Raw genomic sequence first — 20,865 nt, forward strand, 5'->3', positions numbered from 1 at the left:
TGGCAGGCCGACGTGAACGCCGCGATCAACATCCTGCACCGAGCCGGCGACCCCGACATCGCCCTGCACACCCCGCACCACAAGGTGAAGCAGATCCTGCAGGACAGGACCGATCGCCACCGGACCAGACTGCCGGTCCAGGACTCCAGCCCAGCCACCACCGGGCGGAGAGCGAACCATCCGAACCGCTCAACGATGAGCAACAAGTAGGAAGCAGCCCGCAGATGGTGATGTCCTGGCCGTACCCCGACTTCCCGGCCGCCGGGGACGGGCCCGCGCCGGACGGCGCGGACGTGCGGCTCGCCGCGCTCGTGGCGCAGCGGTTGAGCATCGACTGGACCACCCGGCGGCAGCAGATCACCGTGACGGTGCAGAACCGGGTGGTGATCCTGGCCGGGATGGTGGCGGACCCGGAGACCCGCCGGGTGGCCGGCGAGCTGGCCTGGGACGTGTCCGGGGTGTTCGACGTCTGCAACGCGCTGCGGCTGCGCCCCGGGCGGCGCCGCGACCGCTGAGCGGTTGCATTGATCAGCGTCCACCTCTATCCTCGGCGTGGGAGCGCTCCCGAGGCTGCCGCGTCGGACTTTCCGGGCGAGTTCACGACGGGCACCGTCCAACCTCCACCCACCAGATCGGACGATCCCGCATGTTCTCGATCCCCCGCCCGTCCCGGCGGCACCTCCTCGTGGGCGGCGCCGTCGGCGCGCTCGCCCTGGCCGCGACGGCAGTCCTGCCGTCGACGAACGCGATGGCGGCGACCGGCTGCGCCGTCACCTACACCACCAACTCCTGGCAGGGCGGCTTCACCGCCACCGTCACCGTGCGGAACCTCGGTGACCCGGTGACCAACTGGACCCTGGGCTTCGGCTTTCCCGACGCCGGGCAGCGGGTCGTCCAGGGCTGGTCGGCGACCTGGCAGCAGAGCGGCAGCGCGGTCACCGCACAGAGCATGAGCTACAACGGCTCCCTCGGCACCGGAGCGAGCACCACCATCGGCTTCAACGGCTCCTGGACCGGCGCCAACCCGGCCCCGACGGCGTTCACCCTCAACGGCACGGCCTGCACCGGCGGGACCACCACGCCCACCACGCCGCCACCGACCACCACTCCCCCGCCCACCACCCCGCCCCCGACCACCCCGCCCCCGACCACCCCGCCGCCCACCGGCACCACCCCCGTGGCGATCAACGGCCAGCTCCGGGTCTGCGGGGTAAACCTCTGCAACCGGTACGGCCGGCCGATCCAGCTGCGCGGCATGGTTCCCACGGATTGCAGTGGTTCGCCAACTGCTACAACGACTCCTCGCTCGACGCGCTGGCCGACGACTGGCGGGCCGACCTGTTCCGCATCTCGATGTACGTGCAGGAGCAGGGCTACGAGACCAACCCGACCGGCTTCACCAACCAGGTCAACACCCTGGTGGACAAGGCGAGCGCGCGCGGCCTGTACGCGCTGATCGACTTCCACACGCTGACCCCGGGCGACCCGATGTACAACCTGGAGCGGGCGAAGACCTTCTTCGCCGCGGTCTCGGCCCGCAACGCCGCGAAGACCAACGTGATCTACGAGATCACCAACGAGCCGAACGGCGTGAGCTGGTCGACCATCAGGAACTACGCCGAGCAGGTCATTCCCGTGATCCGGGCGAACGACCCGGACGCCGTGGTCGTCGTCGGCACCCGGGGCTGGTCGTCGCTGGGCGTGTCGGAGGGTGGCAACTCCGACGAGATCGTCAACAACCCGGTCCGGGCCGACAACATCATGTACACGTTCCACTTCTACGCCGCGTCTAAGGACAACTACCGCAACGAGGTGCAGCGGGCGGCCACCCGGCTGCCGCTGTTCGTCACCGAGTTCGGCACGGTGACCTACACCGGTGACGGCGCGGTCGACACGGCCAGCAGCACCGCATGGCTCGACCTGCTCGACCGGCTGAAGATCAGCTACGCCAACTGGACGTACTCCGACGCGAGCGAGGGCAGCGCGGCGTTCCGGCCGGGCACCTGCTCCGGCGGCAGCTACGCCGGCACGTCCGTGCTCACCGACTCCGGCAACTTCATGCGCAACCGCATCCGCACCCCGGACAACTTCCCCACGTCCTGACCGGCGCGACCGGCGGCGGCTCCCCGGGCGGGCCGCCGTCGGTCAGTCCCCCAGGAGGCCGGAGCGGCTCCAGAGCAGCCGGCCCGGCCCGGCGATCAGCCCCAACGCGGTCAGGTGCTCGGCGATGCGCTGGGCGGACCAGCGCAGGGTGGCCTGCCAGTGCGGGTTGGCCCGGGCCGCAGCCCGTCCGACCGCCGGCGGGATGCCGACCGCCGCGTACGCCCGGGGGTGGACCAGGCGGCGGGTGATCGAGTACGCGGCCCGCCCGATCACCAGCCGCGCGTAGGCCAGCGCGACAGGGCCGGCCGTCTCGACCTGACGGGCCAGCTCGTCCCGGGCGAAACGCACGTGCCGGGCCTCCTCGACCACGTGGATCCGGGACACCATCCGGATCAGCGGCTGGATCGACTCGTCGGCCATGGCCTCCCGCTGGAACGCGTCGAGGATCTCCTCGGCGATGAGGATGGCCGCGTACATCCGCGGGCCGGTGGCGGTGGCCTTGAGCCAGCGCCCGAGCAGGTGGTCGAACGGGTCGGCCCGGTAGACCGGGCAGCCCATACCCTCGATGAGCCGGCCGAACATGATGGAGTGACGGCACTCGTCGGCGACCTCGGTGAGCGCGTACTGGGCGTGCCGGCTGGTCGGGTCGGCGTCGTAGTAGTGCCGGATGAGCATCTGCATGAGGATCGTCTCGAACCACAGTCCGGCGCTCGCCGCGCTGGCCACCTCGTGCTTGGTCAGCTCGATCCGCTGCTCCTCGCTCAACCCCTCCCACAGCGGCGTGCCGTAGAGGCTGCTGCGCTGCGGCGGCATCCAGTAGGCCCCCGGGACGGGCGGCGCCGACCAGTCGATGTCGACGACGGGGTCGTAGCTCGTGCGCACCGAGGCGGCGAGCAGGCGGGTGGCCACCGCCTCGCGCGGGAATCCGGCCGGCGTCCCCTCCATGGCCCCTCCACAGTTGACGTAACTTCGAGTAACTGTTACGAGTGGTAGCATGCGACGCACTTCCAGGGATGTCAATGCCCCGGACGCCCCGCCCGAGCCGCCACCGGCCCGGCGTGCGGACCGGCGGGACCGCTGGGCGGGCCACCGCGAGCAGCGGCGGCAGGAGCTGATCGGGGCCGCCGTGCAGGCGCTGCTGCGGCACGGCCCGACGGTCGACATGGACCAGGTGGCCGCCACGGCCGGGGTCAGCAAGCCGGTGCTCTACCGCTACTTCGCCGACAAGGCGCAGCTCTGGCTGGCCGTCAGCGAGGTGGTGGCGGCCCGGGTCGTCGACGCCGTCGCCCCCGCCGTCGAGCGGGTCCGCGAGGAGCGCGCGCTGGTCGAGGCGACCATCGACGCCTACCTGAGCGTCATCGAGTCCGAGCCGACGCTCTACCGGTTCCTGCTGCACGAGTCCGGACATCCCGGCATCCAGCAGGTGGTGGCCGGCACCAGCCGGCAGGTGGCCACCGGCCTGGCCCGGGTCATCGGCGACCGGCTGCGCGCGCTCGGGCTCGACGCCGGTCCCGCCGAACCCTGGGCGTACGGGCTGGTCGGATTCGTGCAGGCGGTCGGCGACTGGTGGGCCACGCACGGCCAGCCGATCCGCCGGGCCGCCCTCACCGACTACCTGACCACCCTGCTCTGGAGTGGCATCGAGGGAGTGCGGCGCGGCGCCGACCTGCCCCACGAGCTGACCCGCGCGCACGAGCGGATCGCGCCGTGAGCTGGCAGGGGCCGGCGGAGATCGCCGGCACGGAGGTCCGGCTGCACGCCGGCGGGCGCTGGGAGCCGGTCGACGGGCGCTACCACTGGGCCGGGCGGATCGAGCCGGAGCCCCGGCTGCTGCGGCTGCTCCGCTCCGGCCGCCGCGACGTGGAGGTGCGGATCGGCGAGCGGGTCGCCCGGGGCCGGCTCGCCGAGGCCGACCCGTGGGGCGGGGTACGGATCACCGGCGTGGGCGAGCCGCCCTGGCCACCCGGTGTGGACGAGGACTGAGCCGGCGTACCGTCGGTGGGATGACGCCGACCGCCACCGTGCTGCTGGTGTTCGGCCGCGGGGTGGTCGCGGACGACGACGGCTACCGGCTCAGCGCGGAGAGCGCCGCCCGGGCCCGGGCCGCCATCGGGTACGTCCACGCGCACGCGGCCGAGTTCCGGCGGGCCGCCGGGGCGCGGGTGGTGTTCACCGGCGGCTGGCCGCACGGCCCCGCCGGGGCGCCGGGCCCGCCGGCCGGGTGCCGGGAGGGCGAGCTGATGCTGGCCCTGGCCCGCGCCGCCGGCCTCGACGGATACGCCCGGCTGCACGCCGAGACCCGGTCGCGGACCACCCTGCAGAACCTGGCGCACACCGTCCAGGACGGACTGCTCGCCGGGCCGGCCCACACCCCGGCCCGGCCGCTTGGGCTGGTCTCCCACCCGTGGCACCTGCCCCGGATCCGCTTCCTCGCCGGCAAGGTCCTCGGGCTCTCCGGCGCGGCGCTGGTGGACGTGCCGGTGACCGGGCCCGACCCGGTGCCCGCCGGCCGCGAGCGGGCGACCCGGGCGGTCAGCCGGCTGTGTTACCTCGGTCTGCGCACGCCGGAGTCGTTGCTGCGCCGGGAACGTGGCCTGGCCCGCTCGGCGGAGCGCGTGGCCGGCCTGTTCCGGCGCTGACCGGATTCGCCGGCCCGCGCGAGGGGTAAGGACGGTCGTCGATCGGCTCCGGCGGGCGGGGCCGGGTCACCCCGGGAGGTTCCGTGATCGTGCTGGTGCCGGTGTACCGACCCAAGGACCGCCTGCCGCGGCTCGTCGACGACCTGGCCGCCGCGCTGCCCGCGGCGCACGTGGTGGTCGTCGACGACGGCAGCGGCCCGACCGCGGCCGAGGTGCTCGCGGCGGCCCGGGACCGGGGCGCCACCGTGCTGCGCCGCCGGATCAACCGGGGCAAGGGAATCGTGCTGAAGACCGGCTTCCGGTACGCCGCGATCCACCACCCGGGGCGCGACGTGGTGTGCGTGGACGCCGACGGGCAACACCTGATCCCCGACGTGGTGCGGGTCGCCGACCGGATGCGCGACACCGGCACGCTAACGCTGGGCGTGCGCCGGTTCGACGGCGAGGTGCCGCTGCGCAGCCGGTTCGGCAACGCGGCGACCCGCGCCGCGTTCCACCTCGCCACCGGCCGGCGCGTCGAGGACACCCAGACCGGCCTGCGGGCGTACCCGGCGGCGCTGCTCGGCTGGCTCGGGACCGTTCCGGGCGAGCGGTTCGAGTACGAGATGAACGTGCTGCTCCACGCGGCCCGGGCGGGAGGGCCAATCACGCAGGTCGGCATCGCCACCCGCTACCAGGCCGGCAACGCCTCGTCGCACTTCTCGTCGCTGACCGACTCGGCCCGGATCTACCGGCCGCTGGTCCGGTTCGCCGCCGCCCGGCTGTTCGCGGCGGACCGCCACTCCGGTGACCCGGCGCCGGACGTGGTCACGTCGTCGCATCCCAGACCTGCGACTCGAACTCCCTGAGCTGTGGCCGGAGCTCCTCCGGGTAGGCCGTCCGGAACGGATGCCGGTCGGCGGGGATCACCTTGACCAGCTCGTCGACCATCTCCCGCGGGTCGCGCTGGTGCTCCAGGTAGTCGCCGAAGTCGGGCCGGTCGAGCAGGGCGGTCGAGGGGTCCCACCACTGGAACATCGCCTCGACCCCGGTGTCGTTGTACCCGGTCCGGTAGGGGCCGGGGTTGACGACGGCGACCCGGACCCCGCGCGGCTCCAGCTCGCCCTTCATGGCCCAGGCCAGCGCCTCGATGGCGTGCTTGGTGGCGGCGTAGACGCCGATCCAGGGCCGGGTCCGGATCCCCACCGCGGAGGACACCCAGACGACCTTGCCCGCGCCGCGCTCCAGCATGGGCGGCACCAGGTCCTGCGTGAGGTGCAGGTGCCCGAAGACATTCACCTCGAAGGACCGGCGGACCCGGTCCATCGGGATCTCCACCACCGCCCCCGCCTCCTGGACGCCGGCGTTGAGCACCAGGACGTCCACCCGGTGGCGCCGGGCGTACGCCCGGTCGGCCGGGTCGGTGACGTCGAGCTTGATCGCGTCGATGGTCACCCCGGCGCGGTCCGCCTCGGCGCGCAGCTCGCGTACCTGCGACCAGATCTCGGCGCCGGCGATGACGTGGTGGCCGGCCCGGGCCAGGCCGAGCGCGGCACCCCGACCGAGGCCGCTGCCGGCCCCGGTGATCAGGATGTCGGCCACCCGTCAGCCCTGCCGGGCCTTCTGTCGGGGATCCGCCTTGTTGAGCACGAAGATCTTGCCCCGGCGGCGTACCACGATCGAGTTGGCCTTGCGCTTCAGCGCGCGCAGGGAGCTTCGGACCTTCATCCCGTTCCTCCGTTCCCGCTGGTTCCGTTCCGGCTCGCGTACCCGTCGGGGCCAGGGTCATGCGCGGGAGCCGTGGTGGGGACGCCGCGCACGGCGGGTGCGCCCGCGGCGTGCTCGCCGGCGAGGCGCCTTCGACGGCGCCCTCGGAGACGAGATAGACGACCGCGAATCGATGCGGTCCGAGTCGGAGTCTAGGTCGCGGGGGCGGGGCCGACAACAACTTCCGGAAATGGTCGGGCCGGGTGCCGGCCCGGATCCGGTCAGGCCGGGAACAGATCGGCGAGGAAGCCCTCGGCATCGACGTCCGGTGCGGCGGGCGCCCGGCGCAGCGGGGCGTCCACGTGGGACCGCGGTCGTGCCCACCACCGGTCGGGATCACCTCGCGCCGGCACGGGGGGCTACAGTACATAACAAACGTTCGGTACGCACACTGGAGCGACATGTTCTCCCTTCCCCTCACCGACCGCGCCGCCCTGCACCCGCTCGCGCCGTGGCAGGCGGCGGAGTTCGCCGACTTCGTGGCGCGCACCCGCACCCACCTCGCGCCCTGGCTGCCCTGGGCGCACACCGTCACCGACACCGACTCCGCCCGCGCCTTCCTCCAGCGCTACGCCGACGCCCAGGCCCGCGACGCCGGCTCGATCCACGGCCTCCGGCTGGACGGGAAGCTGGTCGGCGGCACCCTGTTCCGCACCTTCGACGCCACGGCCGGGGTGTGCGAGATCGGGGTCTGGCTCGCACCGGAGGCCGAGGGGCACGGGCTGGTGACCCGGGCCGCCGAGCAGATGATCGACTGGGCGCTCGGCGAGCGCGGCCTGGCCCGGGTGGAATGGCGGACCGTGCCGCACAACGCGCGCAGCCGGGCGGTGGCGCGGCGGCTCGGCATGACCCGGGAGGGCGTGCTGCGCGGCGCGTTCCCCTTCCTCGGCGAGCGGCTCGACATCGAGGTCTGGTCGCTGCTCGCCACCGAGTGGCGAACCGCCCGGACGCCCACCGACGCCTAGCGCGGTGACCACACAGGTTCGCCGGGTTGGATGCCGCGAAGTTGGTGCCGTCGAGCACGAGGTCAAGCAGACGGCGTGACCGGGGACCGCATGCCGAGCCACTGCTCGGCGTCCCAGGCCTGGAACCGCTCCACCTCGGTGAACCCCAGCTTCGCCGCGAGGCGCATCGAGCCGACGTTGGCGGTCTGGGTGGTGAGCACCACCGGCTCGCCGGGAAGGACGCCGTCGAACCAGTCGAGTGCCGCCGCGCACGCCTCGGCGGCGTACCCGAACCCCCACGCCCGCGGCAGGAACAGGTAGCCGAGATCGGCCTTCCCCACGGCAGCCGGGCGACGGTGCCCCGTCGCTCTCCTGAGCAGGATCTGGCCGATCATCGCCCCGTCGAGATCGACGACGAAACTCCCGGGCCACCGCTCGGGCGCCCCGGGCATCTCGCGCTCAAGCTCGTCACGCGGGCGGGGGCCGCCGAGGTAGGTGTGCACCTCTGGCGACGCCATCAGCTCGATGAACGCCGCACGGTCCCGGGCCTCGGACTCACGGAGCACGAGCCTCGCGGTCCGGATCGGCTCAGGCGGCCAGGCGACGGGTCCGAGCTCGGTCATGTCGGCCAGCTAATCAGCCGACTCGGCAGCGATCAAGACTCGCGGACCGGTCAATCCACCGGCCCGGGCCCGCCGACTCGGCGAACCTGTGTGGTCACCGCACCAGGCGCGGCCCAGCCGATCAGGTAGGGATGGTGGCGAGCACGTCAGACGGTGATGACGACTTTCGCCCGCGCGTGCTCACCTTCGAGGTACCGGATCGCCTGGGGCACCTCGTGGAGCGGATAGGTCCGGTCGATGACCGGGGTGAGGCGGCCGGCCTCGGCGTGGGCGCGGAGCGTGTCGAGGTGCTGCCGACCGGGTGCCGCCGCGAGTGTGACGATGCGGTGTCGGACGAAGGGTGCCAGCAGCCGCCCGCGCGCGATGAGCCAGACCGGTCCGACGAGGCTGCCGCCGCGGTACACGCCCCCGCCCGAGAGCACCAGCGTCCCGGTCGGGGTCAGCACCCGCCGGAGCGCGGTGAGTGAGCGGTTGCCGACCAGGTCGAACACGACGTCGTGAGGGCGGGGGTCGCGGGCGAAGTCGTCGCGGGTGTAGTCGACGACGTGGTCGGCGCCGAGCGAGCGGACCAGGTCCACGTTGCGGGTGCTGCACACCCCGGTCACCGTCGCGCCGAGTGCCTTGGCCAACTGGACCGCGAGGGTGCCGACGCCGCCGGAGGCGCCGTTGACGAGAACGCGGTGGCCGGGCACCACCCGCCCGACGTCACGCAGTCCCATGAGCGCGGTGATACCGGCCAGCGGAAGGGCGGCCGCCTGCTGCGGCGTCAGGTTCGCCGGCTTCGCCGCGACCAGTGCCTCGGGCACGCACACGTACTCGGCGAACGCGCCGTTGGCCTCGCCGAGGTCGCCGAAGACGGCGTCGCCCGGGCGCACCTGTCGAACGTCGGCGCCAACGGCCTCGACCCGGCCGGCGAAGTCCCGGCCACGGACGCGCGCCCGGGGCCCAGGCCGGCCCATCGCCAACCGCGCCAGCCATGGATCGCCGCGCATGGCATGCCAGTCGTACGCGTTGAGCGCGGCGGCCTCCACCCGCACGAGCACCTCGTTGGCGGCCGGCACCGGCGTGTCGATCTCCGCGAGCGTGAGCGTTTCCGGCGGGCCGTATCGGTCCTGGACGATCGCCTTCATCTTTCCTCCCGGTGTACGGCGTACACCTCACGATAGGTGTACGCCGTACACCCGTCAAGGGCGTCATGGGTGTCGTGCCGATGGCCCTCTACAAGCACCTGTCCGACAAGGACGAACCGCTCGACGGCATGACCGACGTGGTCGTCGGCGAGATCGATCCACCGCCGTCGTGATCGGGCGTACGGCTAAGCCGCCCCGGCGGCGGTGCGGCGGCGCACCTCGGCCAGCATCTCGTCGACCGAGCCGGCCGGGTCGGTGACCGGGAACTGCACCGCGCGCACCACCGCCTCCGGGTCCAGCAGCAGGGTGAGCCGCTTGAACCGGGCCACGCCGCCGGTCCGGAAGGTGGGCAGCAGCAGGCCGGCGGCGAGCCGGCCGTCCTCGTCGGAGAGCAGCGGGTACGGCAGCCGGGCGTGCGCGGCGAAGGCGGCGAGCTGGTCGGGGCGCTGGGTGCTCACCCCCCGCACCTCCGCCCCGGCCGCGCGGAACAGCGGGTGCCGGTCGGCGTACGTGCGCGACTCCAGCGTGCACCCGACGGCCCCGGGGATCTCGCCCCAGTCCGGCGGCAAGGCGGGGGCCTCCGGCGCGAACGCTCCGGGGAAGAGGTAGAGCACGGTCCACCGCCCGGGCGCCGCCGGCGGCTCCGCGCCGCCGTCGTGCCGGGGCAGGGTCATCGGGGGTACGCGCCGGCCGACCAGCCGGTGCACCCGACGTGCCTCGGCGGAGTCCTCGTCGGCGGTCGCGGTCAGCGCGCCGTCGCCCATCACGTGCCGGGTGCCCCAGTCCTGGAGGGCGACCAGCACCGGCAGCAGCGCCTCCCCCTTGGCCGTGAGCAGGTAGTCGTGCCGCGGGGGGTGCGCCGAGTAGGGCTCGCGGCGCAGCACGCCGTGCGCGACCAGCCCGGCGAGCCGCTCGGTGAGCGCCCGCCGGCTGACGCCCAGCTCGCGCTGCAACCCGTCGAACCGGGTCGTGCCGCCGGCGATCTCACGCACGATCAGGACCGTCCACCAGTCACCCAGCACGCCGAGCGCCTGCGCGATGCCGCAGTCGGCGTCGCCGAGGTCCGCCCGTCTCACATCCCACCTCCCGCTCGCTCAGCGACCTCGACTATAGTCCGTTCCAGATTGGAACTCACTGGCTCGGATCGGGGGTTGGCGGCATGTCCGTCGGGCAGGGGGCCGGAGTGTTCTGGCGCTGGTGGGCCGCCGGCACCACCAGCTCGGTGGGGTCGGCGGTCGGTGCCGTCGCGTTGCCGCTCACCGCGCTGACCGTGCTGGACGCGTCCGCGTTCGAGATGGGCCTGGTCGCCGCCGCCAGCTACGTCGCCTGGCTGGTGATCGGGCTGCCCGCCGGCGTGATCGTGCAGCGGCTGCCGCTGCGCGGCGCGCAGGTCGGCGCCGACCTGGCGCGGGCCCTCGCGGTGGCCTCCGTGCCGCTCGCCTGGTGGTGGGGCCGGCTCACGGTGGCCCAGCTGGTCGTCGTGGCGCTGGTGGTCAGCTTCGCCAACGTGCTGTTCGACGTCGCCAACGCCACCTTCCTGCCGGCCATCGTCGGCCGCGACCAGCTGCACGCCCGCAACAGCCTCACCTCGGCCACCCACGCCGCCACCCAGCTCAGCGGCCCGTCCCTGGGCGGCGTGGCGGTGCAGGCCCTCGGCGCGGTGCCGGCCGTGCTGGTCGACGCGGCCAGCTACCTGGTCTCCGCGGCGCTGCTCGGGTCGCTGCCCGCTCGCCGGGTCGACGCCCCGGACCACTGGCCCCCGGTCCGCGCCATGATCGGCGAGGGCTGGCGGTACGTCACCCGCCACCCGGTGATGGGACCGGCCATGTGGACGGCCACCGCGGTCAACTTCGTCTGCGGAGCGCAGCTCGCCGTCTACCCGCTCTACCTGGTCCGGGAACTGCACGCCCCGGCCGCGTTGGTCGGCGTGCTGCTCGCGGTCGAGGGCGTCGGTTCGCTGGTCGGCGCGGCCCTGACCCCGTGGATCACCGGGCGGTGGGGCACCGCCCGGTCGCTGGTCGTCGCCAGCCTGGTGGCGGTCGGTGGCGCGTTCCTGGTGCCGCTGGGCGCGGGCTGGCCGGCGTACCTCGCGTTCGCGGCCGGCAACGTGGTCTTCGCCGGTGGCGTGGTGGTGCTCAGCGTGACCACCCGCACCTACCGGCAGACCGCCAGTCCGCCCGACCTGCTCTCCCGGGTGATGGCCACGGTCCGTTTCGTCTCCTGGGGCGCCATCCCGGTGGGCGGGCTGCTCGCCGGGGCGCTCGCCGGGCTGGCCGGTGCCCGGGTCACCCTGTTCTGCTTCGCGACGGCCACCGTGCTGGCTCCCCTGGCCCTGCTGCTGTCCCCGGTACGCCGCCTGCGCGACCTGACCGACCTGCGGGTCGGCGAGCCGATCGCCCCGGAGACCGTCGCCGCGCGGTGACCCCCCGCTACCCGACCTCCGCCGCACCCCAGTCCCACATGGCCCGGAGCACCGGCAGCAGCGTCCGGCGCCGCTCGGTGAGCGTGTAGGTCACCCGGGGCGGCCAGGACGCGGTCCGTTGGCGGGCGACCACACCGGCCGCGGTCAGCTGGACCAGGCGATCGGTCAGCACCTTGTCCGACAGCGCCGGCAACGCGTGCGCCAGGTCGCTGAACGAGTGCGGACCCCGGGCGACCGCGCCGATCACCAGGGCGGTCCAGCGGCCGCGCAGCGCGGCCAGGGTGACCTCCAGCGGGCAGGACGGATCGGGTCGGGCGTCCGGGCCGGAACAGAGCCGGCGCAGGTCCACCCCGTCGTGGCCAACCGTTTGGTGAGTCACGAGACCGCCTCCTAGCGTTCGGCACGGCCGTTCGTCGCCAGCTCAGGGGGAACCATGCGCATCCACCATCTCAACTGCGGCTCCATGCGGGAGGTCGCCCCGCCGTCCGATCCGGACGGCGCGCTCCGGCCGTTGCCCGCAGTCTGCCACTGCCTGCTCGTCGAGACCGACTCCGCCGGCCTGGTGCTCGTCGAGACCGGTTACGGCACGCTCGACGTCCGGGACCCGCAGCGGCGGCTCGGGCCGGACTTCCTGGCGTGGGCCCAGCCCGTCCTCGACCCGGAGGAGACCGCGGTCCACCAGCTCCAGCGGCTCGGATACGCGCCGGACGACGTACGCCACGTCGTGGTGACCCACCTGCACCGGGACCACACCGGCGGGCTGGCCGACTTCCCGCACGCGCGGGTGCACCTGCACGAGGCCGAACACCGCGCCGCCACGGTCGTCGGCCACGACCGTTACCTGCCGGCGCACTGGGCGCACGACCCGAGCTGGGTCACCTACTCCGGCGACGACGGGGAGCGCTGGCTGGGATTCGACGGGGTCCAGCAGCTCGCCGGCCTGCCGCCGGAGGTCCTGCTGGTGCCGCTGGCCGGGCACACCCCGGGACACGTCGCCGTGGCGGTGCGACGCCCCACCGGCGCCGGCTCGGCGTGGCTGCTCCACGCCGGTGACACCTACTTCTACCGCGGGGAGGTCCAGCCGGGGCTGCCGCCGACCCCGCCGGCGTTCGACGCCCTGCAGGCGTCCGTCGAGACGGACCGTCCGCTGCGGCTGCGCAACGTGGACCGGCTCCGGGCCCTCCTCGCCGAGCAGCCGGACCAGGTCGACGTCATCTCCGCGCACGATCCGTGGGAGTTCGCGCGGCACCGGCAGGACGCTCCGGCGAGCCTCGCCTGACGGCCGGGCGGCCGGCGGCGGATCCGGCGCGGGTTCGTCGCCGGCCGGACCGTCGGCGCTCAGTCCGGGAGGACGGCCGCGGCGACCCGACGGGCCCGCGCCGGGCGGGTGAGCACGTCGACGTTGTCGAGGTACTGGTCCACCGCGCCGACCGGCGGGCGGGCGCGCAGCGCCGGGTCGGCGATCGCGGCGCGCAGGGCGGTGGTGAACCGCTCGGCGTGCAGGACCAGGAACGGCCGGTCGTGGAACCGCCGGGCGGCCGGGTCGACCGGCGCGGCCAGTCCGGTGTCGTTGGTCCAGGCCGCCACAATCTCCAGCGCCCGGACGAGCCCGGCCTGCCGCCGGGGCCACCCGTCCGGCCCGAGGGCGGTGGTCAGCGCGTCCACCACCGGCGCCGCGGCCGGCAGCGCGGCGAAGACCGAGCCGAGCCATTTCGCGTACGGGGGCCAGCGGCGGTGCAGCAGCAGGCCGAGGCGCATCAGGTCACGGGCCAGCCCGGCGGCCACCACCCGGCTGCCCAGCTCGTCGCCGACCTCGGCGCAGCGGCCGGCCAGGTGCTCGGCCTGGCCGATCCGCTGCCATCCGGCCGCCAGCACGTGCCGCCAGACATCCTCCGGGTACCAGGCCAGCCGGGCCCGGACGGCGGTGAGCGCCCCGTCCAGCCCGTCGTGGAACACCGCCCCGCCGGTCAGCTCGGCGAGCCGCTGGGTGGGCGCGGCGAGCCAGTCGGCCACCGTCATCCCGGCCTGCGGATCCCCGCCCAGCCGGTCGCGCAGCCACGCCCCCAGCTCGTCGACGCTCACCCCGTTCCGCTCCCCGTCTGCGCGGGCCACGCCGAGCCGGACCGTCGGGCCGCCGGTGAACCGGGTCGGCCAGCCGAGGAACTCGGTCGGCAGCTCCGCGTCGAGGACGGCCCGCACGGGCGCCACCTCGTCCGCCGCGGCGACGAAGAGCTGGGTGCGCGGCCCCCAGTCGTGGTCGGTCGACCGGGGCGTGTCCAGGCCGAGCAGCTCCGAGCCACCGTCGAGCAGCCCGGCCGCGTAGCGCAGGCCGGGCAGCCGGCGGGCCAGCAGCGGGGCGACCACCTCGTCGTGGAACTGGTGCGCCAGGGTCAGGCCGGGTACGAACGTCACCCCGCCAGTCTGCGCACCGTACGCCCACCGCGCCCCCCGGTTTCGGCCCGACGGCGACGTCCGACGGTCAGTCCCACCAACTGGCGACCGCGAGCCGGCGACGCGCCGCCGCCAGGTAGAACTCCCGCAGCGCCAGGAGTTGGCCGCGCAGGTACGCCCGCGGGTCCCTGTCGACCGTCGGCAGCCCGAGGCGAGCCGTCGCCACGGCGGGCTCGGCCGGCACGGCAGCCAGCACGACCGCCGGGTCCGCCGCCGCGAGCAGCGCGGACACCTCGGCGACACCATCGGGATCCAGCGAGGTGACCGGCTGCTCCCACACTGCGTCAGGCCAGTCGCGGTACGCCGGACTGATCTCCGCGTCGCCGTCGAGCGCCCGGCGAAGCGCGGCGACGGTCGCCGGGCCGGCCGCGCTCAGTTCGGCGGCGCGGCGTAGCGCAGCCGGCGACCAGCCGAGGTCCAGGTGATCCGCCGCCGGCAGCAGCCGGAACGAGCAGAGCCGGTCCAGCTCCTCGGTGGAACGGCGGCAGGAGGTGAGCTGGTCGGCGGAGAGTCGCGCGAGCTGCTGAGTGACGGCCACGCCCTCCACTCTTCCCGCCGCCACCGTCGCCCACCGCCCCCGGGTCAGCGGAGGTGGTGGCGGTCCGCCCAGGGGGAGACGGCGGCGGCGATCTCGTCGGGGCGGTCCTCCGGCGCGTGGTGCCCGGCCGGCCCGCAGGCGACCGTCTCCAGCGCCGCCATGTTCCGCGCGCACCACTCGGCCAGCTCCGGGGTGATCAGCAGGGTCGGTGAGCCCTCGAAGGTCAGCAGCAGCTTCGGCACCTCGGCGCTGGCGGCCAGCCACCGGTCGTACGCCTCGATCCGGGCGACCAGCTCGGCCGGCTCGCCACCGAGCGGCATCTGCCGCGCCCAGGCCAGCAGCGGCCGCCGGCTCTCCCGGGTCGGGTAGGGCGCCAGGTAGGTCTTCAGGTCCTCCTCGCCGACCGGCTGGAGGACCCCGCCGGTGAACGCCTGTCGGACCAGCAGGTCCTGGTCGAGCACGAGCTGCTCGCCGACGCCCGGCGTGCGGATCGCCTCGGAGCGGGCCCGGGCCTGCGGCGAGAGGTCACTCCACGCCATGGGCTTGACCATGGTCTCCAGGAACGCCACGCCGCGCACCCGGTCGGGGTGCCGGGCCGCCCAGTCGAAGGCGAGCGCGCCGCCCCAGTCGTGGCCGACCAGAACCACCCGGTCCAGGTCGAGGGCGTCGAACCAGGCGTCCAGGTAGCGGGCGTGGTCGGCGAAGAGGTAGGGCGAGTCGGGCTTGCCGGAGCGGCCCATGCCGATCAGGTCGGGCGCGAGCAGCCGGCCCGCGCCGATCCCGGGCAGCACGTTGCGCCAGGTGTGTGACGAGCCGGGGTTGCCGTGCAGGAACACGAACGCCGGCCCGGCGCCGCTCTCCTCGTGGTGGATGGTCGAGTCCAGTACGCGCGTCTCGGGCATGTCCCGGCGCTCCTTCGTCAGTCGGGTGGGTCGAGCGGGGTCTCCAGCAGGGTGGTCAGCTCGCGGACGAACCCGGCCGTACGCGGGTCGTCCCGGCCGCCGAGCGGGGCGAGCAGCCGGTCGAGCAGGGCCTGGACGGTGTCGATCGCCGGGCGGACCGCCTCGCGGCCCCGGTCGGTCAGGGTGAGCCGGACGGCGCGGGTGTCGGCCGGGTCGCGCTCGCGCCGGACCAGCCCGTCGGCCTCCAGGGACCGGGCCAGCTTCGACACGTAGAGCGGCTCCAGGCCGGTGTGGTCGGCCAGCTCGCGCTGGCTCGGGTGCAGGCCGGCGCGGCGCATCCCGTGCAGCGAGGAGAGCAGCACGTACTGCGCGTGGGTGAGGCCGAGCGGCGCGAGCGCCCGGTCGACCGCCACCCGCCAGCGCATCGCCAGCCGCCACACCAGGTGGCCGGGGCTGGGGCCGATCGGCGTTCCACTCATGCCGGAAACAATACATGTACATGATGTACATGGCTAGTATCTTGCCGGCGCGTCCCCCACCTCGTCGGTGGGCTGTGCCAGGCTGTCGGCGTGGCACACCGACCCCCGATCCTGCTGATCGACTCCCCGAGCCTCTACTTCCGCGCCTACTTCGGCATCCCCGAATCGGCGGCGAAGACGGACGACGGCCAGCCGGTCAACGCCGTCCGCGGCTTCCTCGACATGCTGGCCCAACTGGTCCGCACCCGGCGGCCGGACCGGATGGTCTGCGCGCTCGACCACGACTGGCGACCGGCGTGGCGGGTGGAGCTGCTGCCGTCGTACAAGGCGCACCGGGTGGCGCCGCAGGGCGGCGAGGTGGTGCCGGACACCCTCTCCCCGCAGGTGCCGATGATCCTCGAGGTGCTCGACGCGCTCGGCATTCCGGCGGTCGGCGCCACCGGCTACGAGGCCGACGACGTGCTCGGCACCCTCTCGGTGACCCAGCCCGGCCCGGCAGAGGTGGTCTCGGGCGACCGCGACCTGTTCCAGCTCGTCGACGACGCCCGCCAGGTGCGCCTGCTCTACGTCGGCCGGGGCGTGGCCAAGCTCGACGACTGCGACGACGCCGCGGTCCGCGCCCGCTACGGCGTCCCCGCCGACCGCTACGCCGACTTCGCCGCGCTGCGCGGCGACCCCAGCGACGGCCTGCCCGGGGTGCCCGGGGTGGGCGAGAAGACCGCCGCCCGCCTCATCGAGCGCTACGACGGCCTGCCCGGCATCCTCGCCGCGCTGGACGACCCCGGCTCCGGCTTCGCCCCCGGGCTGCGCACCAAGCTCAACGCGGCCCGGGACTACCTGGCCGTCGCGCCCAAGGTGGTCCGGGTGGCCACCGACGTGCCGCTGCCCGAGCTGGCCACCGCGTTGCCGACCGCGCCGGCCGACCCGGACCGGCTGCTGGAGCTGGCCCAGCGATGGAACCTGGCCGGCTCGTGCCGGCGCCTGGTGGACGCGCTCGCCACCGCCCGCGCCTGACCGAAGGCGGTCAGCGGCGGCCGGCGTCCCGGCGGGACGGGAACGGGGTGCCCGGCTGGCCGAGGGTGGACCGGCCGCGCAGGCCCACCGGGTCCGGAGCCGGCTCGGCCGCCGCGACCGGCGCCGCGTCGTCCCACCGCGCGTCCAGGAAGGCGGTCCCGACCCGGTCGTCCTCGGTGGGCGCGGCGAGCAGCGCGTAGACCAGGCCCACCACGCCGAAGATCACGGCCAGGATGATCGGCACGAGCAGGCTGCTCACCTCGGCGCCGGCCAGGTCGCCGCGCGGCTGGTGCGGATGCACCGACAGCGCGCTCATCCCGGTGAAGTGCATCCCGTTCACGGCGATGCCCATGACCAGCGCGGAGGCGGCGATGGCCACGCCCCGGCGGACGGTCATCGACAGCCAGAGCGCCACGCTGGCGGCGACCACCGCGATGACCACCGACAGCGCCACCCGGACCCGGTCGTAGCCGAGGGTGCCGTCGAGCCGCATGGCGGCCATGCCGGTGTAGTGCATGGCGGCCACCCCGAGGCCGGTGAACAGGCCGCCGGCGAGCAGCCGGGCGGCGGACAGCCGGCCGGTGCCCACGACGGCCAGGCCGATGCCGACCGCGGCCATCGCGATCGCGGTGCTGGCGGCGGTCAGCGGCACGTCGTAGCGGATCCGGGTGCCCGCGACGGCGAAGCCGAGCATCGCCATGAAGTGCATGGCCCAGATCGCCGTACCGCCCAGCGCCCAGGCGGCGAGGAAGCCCCACCAGACCCGCTGGCCCGCCCCGGTCGCGGTCCGGATCCGCCCGGCGCAGACCAGGCCGAGTACCGAGCCGAGCACGGACAGTGCATAACTGAGCGCGGGGGTGATCCACCCGTACTCAAAGTGACTTATCTCCGCCATGGCGGCCTTCCCTCAATGAGTCATCGGCGCGTACCCAACGCCCATCATCCATGATCGGACAAGCCGTGAGCAGGCATGACAGCAACGCGACAGAGCGAGGCGTCGTCCGCCGGGGGGCAACTACCGTCCGTGATGGTCAGGCGGCGGCGTGGTACGCCAGCACGCCCCGGTTGACCGCCGCGATCGCCTGCCGCGCGGTGGAGCGCAGCTCGCTGGAGGCGCCGCCGGAGTCGGCGAGCTGGCCGAGCAGGTCGACCACCTGGCGGGCCCAGCGGACGAAGTCGCCGGCCGGCATCTCGCCGTCGATCTGGTGCCCGCTGGCGAGCACCTTCGCGAGGGCCTCGCCGCGCGCCCAGCGGTAGATCGGCCAGGCGAAGCCAAGGTCGGGCTCGCGGGTGACCGCCAGGCCGCGGGACGCCTCGTCCGCCTCGATGTCGCCCCACAGCTTCAGCGTCTCGTCGACCGCGTCGACCACCGCGCCGCGCGGCAGGGAGGCCCGCTCGTCGACGTCCCGGCGGGCCTCGAAGACCACCACCGAGACGGCGGCGGCCAGTTCGGCCGGGGAGAGCCCGTCCCACACCCTGCGGCGCAGGCACTCGGCGACCAGCAGGTCGGCCTCGGTCCAGATCCGGCCGAGCATCCGGCCGGCGTCGGTCACCTCGCCGTCGGCGGAGAGGTAACCGCGCGCGGTCAGCAGCGCGACAATCCGGTCGAAGGTGCGGGCCAGCGAACCGGTCCGCCCGGCCACCCGCTGCCGCAGCTCCTCGGTGTCGCGCTCCAGGCGGCGGCGCCGCTCGGCCCAGCGGGCGTGCTCCTCCCGGTCGGGGCAGGCGTGGCAGGGGTGCCGGCGCAGCTCGGTGCGGAGCTGGCTGAGCCGGTGGTCCTCGCCGACCGCCTGCCGGGAGCGCCCACCACGGCGGCCGCCGTGCCGGTCCAGCCCGATGTCGCTGACCTCGGCGGCCAGGTCACGCCGGGCCCCCGGCGAGCGGTGGTTGAAGTGCTTGGGCACCCGGATCCGGGCGAGCACCTCGGCCGGGGTGGTGAAGTCGCCGGGGCTGACCCGCCCGGCCCACCGGTCCTGGGTGAGCACCAGCGGGCGGGGCTCGCCGAAACCGCCGGTGGCCGGGTCGAGCACCACCGCGAGGCCGGCCCGCCGGCCGGACGGCACCCGGATCACGTCGCCCACCCGCAGCCGCTCCAGCGAGGCGACGGCCGCCGCCTTGCGCTGGGTCTGCCCCTGCCGGGCGATGGCCCGCTCCCGGTCGGCGATGGCCACCCGCAGGGCGAAGTATTCGTCGAAGTCGCCCTGGTGGCAGGCCGCCTCCGCGCCGTACGCCTCGATGGTCTCGGTGTTGCGCTGCACCTGCCGGGCCAGGCCGACCACCGACCGGTCCGCCTGGAACTGCGCGAACGAGGACTCCAGCAGGGCCCGGGCCGGCTCCGCGCCGACGGTGCCGACCAGGTTGACCGCCATGTTGTAGGAGGGCCGGAAGCTGGACCGCAGCGGGTAGGTGCGGGTGGAGGCGAGGCCGGCGACGTGCCGGGGGTCGGTCTCCGGCGACCAGACCACCACGGCGTGCCCCTCGACGTCGATGCCGCGCCGGCCGGCCCGCCCGGTGAGCTGCGTGTATTCCCCCGGGGTGAGGTCGACGTGCGCCTCGCCGTTGAACTTGACCAGCCGCTCCAGCACCACGCAGCGGGCCGGCATGTTGATGCCCAGGGCGAGGGTCTCGGTGGCGAAGACCGCCTTGACCAGGCCGCGGACGAACAGCTCCTCGACGACCTCCTTGAACGCGGGCAGCATGCCGGCGTGGTGGGCGGCGAGCCCGCGCTCCAACCCGTCGAGCCACTCCCAGTAGCCCAGCACGGTCAGGTCCTCGCCGGGGATGGCGGTGATCCGCGACTCGACCACCTGGCGGATCTCGGCGCGCTCCTCGGGCGAGGTCAGCCGCAGCCCGGCCGCGAGGCACTGCTGGACGGCCGCCTGGCAGCCGGCCCGGCTGAAGATGAACAGGATCGCCGGGAGCAGGTTCTCCCGGTCCAGCCGCTCGACGATGTCGGGGCGCATCGGGCCGCGCCAGCGGGGGCCGCGCCGGCCCGCGCCGGGTCCGGCGCTGCGCCCCTCCCCCAGCTCCAGCCGGCGGACCGTGTCCCGGGTGTAGCGCAGCAGCTCGGGGTGGACGTCGTGCTTGCGGGCCGCGTCGGCGTCGTGGAACAGGTCGAACATCCGCTTGCCGACCAGCATGTGCTGCCAGAGCGGCACCGGGCGGTGCTCGCTGACCACCACGGCGGTCTCTCCGCGCACGGTGACGAGCCAGTCGGCGAACTCCTCGGCGTTGGAGACCGTAGCCGAGAGCGACACGAGGGTGACCGAGGCGGGCAGGTGGATGATCACCTCTTCCCAGACGCCGCCACGGAACCGGTCGGCCAGGTAGTGCACCTCGTCCATCACCACGTAGGCCAGGCCCTCGAGGGTGGCCGAGCCGGCGTAGAGCATGTTTCGCAGCACCTCGGTGGTCATCACCACCACGGGCGCGTCGCCGTTGATCGCGTTGTCGCCGGTGAGCAGGCCGACCTGCTCGGCGCCGTAGCGGTCGACCAGGTCGTGGTACTTCTGGTTGGACAGCGCCTTGATCGGCGTGGTGTAGAAGCACTTGCGCCGGGTGGTCGGCCCCCCGCCGCCGTCGGCCGCCGCCGGCTTCCCGGGCGTGCCCCGCAGGGCCAGGTGTACGGCGAACTCGCCCACCACGGTCTTGCCGGCGCCGGTGGGCGCGCAGACCAGCACGCCGCTGCCCCGCTCCAGGGCCTCGCACGCCTCGCGCTGGAAGTCGTCGAGGTCGAACCCCAGATCGCGGGCGAATTCGTCCAGGGCCGGGAAGGCGGAGGCCTGCGCGGCCCGGCGGCGCGCCGCGGCGTACCGCTCGGCGGGGCTCGACATGTCCTCAAGATTAATCGGTGCGACCGACGGCCACCGGCCAA

General features: G+C 74.4%; 23 protein-coding genes and 2 pseudogenes. 12 read left to right on the plus strand and 13 right to left on the minus strand.

What is annotated here, in order from left to right:
* The 3 genes and pseudogenes from ABZV78_RS14105 to ABZV78_RS14115 all read left to right on the plus strand — a co-directional run.
* A partial coding sequence (locus ABZV78_RS14105) for a hypothetical protein (protein ID WP_355638522.1) occupies positions 1 to 210 on the plus strand: 210 nt, incomplete at its 5' end.
* A gap of 14 nt (positions 211 to 224) precedes the next feature.
* The gene (locus ABZV78_RS14110; protein WP_355638524.1) at positions 225 to 515 is read left to right on the plus strand and encodes a BON domain-containing protein; all 291 of its coding nucleotides are present in this window, start codon (positions 225 to 227) and stop codon (positions 513 to 515) included.
* 131 nt (positions 516 to 646) lie between these two features.
* Positions 647 to 2,103, plus strand: a pseudogene (locus tag ABZV78_RS14115) (cellulase family glycosylhydrolase).
* 42 nt (positions 2,104 to 2,145) lie between these two features.
* On the opposite strand, the gene ABZV78_RS14120 reads toward ABZV78_RS14115, so the two are convergent.
* A complete protein-coding gene (locus ABZV78_RS14120) occupies positions 2,146 to 3,048 on the minus strand; it encodes a diiron oxygenase (protein ID WP_355638526.1) in 903 nt (300 codons plus the stop codon).
* 49 nt (positions 3,049 to 3,097) lie between these two features.
* Between ABZV78_RS14120 and ABZV78_RS14125 the strand changes: the two genes are divergently transcribed.
* The 4 genes from ABZV78_RS14125 (at position 3,098) to ABZV78_RS14140 (ending at position 5,590) form a co-directional block, all read left to right on the plus strand.
* Positions 3,098 to 3,814, plus strand: coding sequence for a TetR/AcrR family transcriptional regulator (locus ABZV78_RS14125; RefSeq protein WP_355638528.1), 717 nt, complete (start codon positions 3,098 to 3,100; stop codon positions 3,812 to 3,814).
* The gene (locus ABZV78_RS14130) at positions 3,811 to 4,086 is read left to right on the plus strand and encodes a DUF4873 domain-containing protein (RefSeq protein ID WP_355638530.1); all 276 of its coding nucleotides are present in this window, start codon (positions 3,811 to 3,813) and stop codon (positions 4,084 to 4,086) included. Before ABZV78_RS14125 ends, ABZV78_RS14130 begins: the two co-directional genes overlap by 4 nt.
* 20 nt (positions 4,087 to 4,106) lie before the next feature.
* Positions 4,107 to 4,742 (plus strand): ElyC/SanA/YdcF family protein, encoded by a 636-nt coding sequence (locus ABZV78_RS14135; protein ID WP_355638532.1) that lies wholly within the window; start codon positions 4,107 to 4,109, stop codon positions 4,740 to 4,742.
* Positions 4,743 to 4,825: 83 nt separating this feature from the next.
* Positions 4,826 to 5,590: a glycosyltransferase family 2 protein gene (locus tag ABZV78_RS14140; protein WP_355638534.1), complete on the plus strand. Its 765-nt coding sequence runs from the start codon at positions 4,826 to 4,828 to the stop codon at positions 5,588 to 5,590.
* Here the strand turns inward: ABZV78_RS14140 and ABZV78_RS14145 are convergent.
* Positions 5,550 to 6,323: an SDR family oxidoreductase gene (locus ABZV78_RS14145; RefSeq protein ID WP_355638536.1), complete on the minus strand. Its 774-nt coding sequence runs from the start codon at positions 6,321 to 6,323 to the stop codon at positions 5,550 to 5,552. The genes ABZV78_RS14140 and ABZV78_RS14145 overlap by 41 nt on opposite strands.
* Before the next feature lie 3 nt (positions 6,324 to 6,326).
* Positions 6,327 to 6,449 carry a 50S ribosomal protein L36 gene (locus tag ABZV78_RS14150; protein WP_355638538.1) on the minus strand — a complete coding sequence of 41 codons (123 nt, stop codon included), beginning with the start codon at positions 6,447 to 6,449 and terminating at the stop codon, positions 6,327 to 6,329.
* A 440-nt stretch (positions 6,450 to 6,889) separates the two neighbouring features.
* On the opposite strand from ABZV78_RS14150, the gene ABZV78_RS14155 reads away from it, so the two are divergent.
* Positions 6,890 to 7,453, plus strand: coding sequence for a GNAT family protein (locus ABZV78_RS14155; RefSeq protein WP_355638540.1), 564 nt, complete (start codon positions 6,890 to 6,892; stop codon positions 7,451 to 7,453).
* A 62-nt stretch (positions 7,454 to 7,515) separates the two neighbouring features.
* Here the strand turns inward: ABZV78_RS14155 and ABZV78_RS14160 are convergent, their stop codons facing one another.
* Entirely contained in the window at positions 7,516 to 8,055 is a 540-nt protein-coding gene (locus ABZV78_RS14160) for a GNAT family N-acetyltransferase (protein WP_355638542.1), read from the minus strand.
* 146 nt (positions 8,056 to 8,201) lie between these two features.
* Positions 8,202 to 9,185, minus strand: coding sequence for an NAD(P)-dependent alcohol dehydrogenase (locus tag ABZV78_RS14165; protein ID WP_355638544.1), 984 nt, complete (start codon positions 9,183 to 9,185; stop codon positions 8,202 to 8,204).
* Between the two features lie 65 nt (positions 9,186 to 9,250).
* Here ABZV78_RS14165 and ABZV78_RS14170 point away from each other — a divergent pair.
* Positions 9,251 to 9,349 (plus strand): annotated as a pseudogene (locus ABZV78_RS14170) (TetR/AcrR family transcriptional regulator); the annotation flags it as partial.
* 21 nt (positions 9,350 to 9,370) lie between these two features.
* Here ABZV78_RS14170 and ABZV78_RS14175 read toward each other — a convergent pair.
* Positions 9,371 to 10,261 carry a winged helix-turn-helix transcriptional regulator gene (locus ABZV78_RS14175; protein ID WP_355638546.1) on the minus strand — a complete coding sequence of 297 codons (891 nt, stop codon included), beginning with the start codon at positions 10,259 to 10,261 and terminating at the stop codon, positions 9,371 to 9,373.
* Positions 10,262 to 10,344: 83 nt separating this feature from the next.
* Between ABZV78_RS14175 and ABZV78_RS14180 the strand changes: the two genes are divergently transcribed.
* Positions 10,345 to 11,607, plus strand: a complete 1,263-nt coding sequence (locus tag ABZV78_RS14180; protein ID WP_355638548.1) for an MFS transporter — start codon at positions 10,345 to 10,347, stop codon at positions 11,605 to 11,607.
* A gap of 7 nt (positions 11,608 to 11,614) precedes the next feature.
* Here the strand turns inward: ABZV78_RS14180 and ABZV78_RS14185 are convergent, their stop codons facing one another.
* Positions 11,615 to 11,986: a helix-turn-helix domain-containing protein gene (locus ABZV78_RS14185; RefSeq protein ID WP_355638550.1), complete on the minus strand. Its 372-nt coding sequence runs from the start codon at positions 11,984 to 11,986 to the stop codon at positions 11,615 to 11,617.
* Positions 11,987 to 12,040: 54 nt separating this feature from the next.
* Between ABZV78_RS14185 and ABZV78_RS14190 the strand changes: the two genes are divergently transcribed.
* On the plus strand, positions 12,041 to 12,886 hold the full coding sequence (locus tag ABZV78_RS14190) for an MBL fold metallo-hydrolase (protein ID WP_355638552.1): 846 nt from the start codon (positions 12,041 to 12,043) through the stop codon (positions 12,884 to 12,886).
* Positions 12,887 to 12,945: 59 nt separating this feature from the next.
* Here the strand turns inward: ABZV78_RS14190 and ABZV78_RS14195 are convergent, their stop codons facing one another.
* The 4 genes from ABZV78_RS14195 to ABZV78_RS14210 form a co-directional block, all read right to left on the minus strand.
* Positions 12,946 to 14,019, minus strand: coding sequence for a DUF4037 domain-containing protein (locus ABZV78_RS14195; RefSeq protein WP_355638554.1), 1,074 nt, complete (start codon positions 14,017 to 14,019; stop codon positions 12,946 to 12,948).
* Between the two features lie 67 nt (positions 14,020 to 14,086).
* On the minus strand, positions 14,087 to 14,596 hold the full coding sequence (locus ABZV78_RS14200; RefSeq protein WP_355638556.1) for a hypothetical protein: 510 nt from the start codon (positions 14,594 to 14,596) through the stop codon (positions 14,087 to 14,089).
* 44 nt (positions 14,597 to 14,640) lie between these two features.
* A complete protein-coding gene (locus ABZV78_RS14205; RefSeq protein WP_355638557.1) occupies positions 14,641 to 15,498 on the minus strand; it encodes a haloalkane dehalogenase in 858 nt (285 codons plus the stop codon).
* A 17-nt stretch (positions 15,499 to 15,515) separates the two neighbouring features.
* Positions 15,516 to 15,977 carry a MarR family transcriptional regulator gene (locus ABZV78_RS14210; protein WP_355638559.1) on the minus strand — a complete coding sequence of 154 codons (462 nt, stop codon included), beginning with the start codon at positions 15,975 to 15,977 and terminating at the stop codon, positions 15,516 to 15,518.
* Positions 15,978 to 16,067: 90 nt separating this feature from the next.
* Between ABZV78_RS14210 and ABZV78_RS14215 the strand changes: the two genes are divergently transcribed.
* A complete protein-coding gene (locus ABZV78_RS14215; RefSeq protein ID WP_355638561.1) occupies positions 16,068 to 16,991 on the plus strand; it encodes a 5'-3' exonuclease in 924 nt (307 codons plus the stop codon).
* Between the two features lie 10 nt (positions 16,992 to 17,001).
* Here the strand turns inward: ABZV78_RS14215 and ABZV78_RS14220 are convergent, their stop codons facing one another.
* Positions 17,002 to 17,886 (minus strand): MHYT domain-containing protein, encoded by an 885-nt coding sequence (locus ABZV78_RS14220; RefSeq protein WP_355638563.1) that lies wholly within the window; start codon positions 17,884 to 17,886, stop codon positions 17,002 to 17,004.
* Between the two features lie 136 nt (positions 17,887 to 18,022).
* Entirely contained in the window at positions 18,023 to 20,824 is a 2,802-nt protein-coding gene (locus ABZV78_RS14225; protein WP_355638565.1) for a DEAD/DEAH box helicase, read from the minus strand.
* Positions 20,825 to 20,865: the final 41 nt, after the last annotated feature.

The organism is Micromonospora sp. NPDC004540 (genome assembly GCF_040610095.1).
Classification (GTDB): Bacteria; Actinomycetota; Actinomycetes; order Mycobacteriales; family Micromonosporaceae; genus Micromonospora.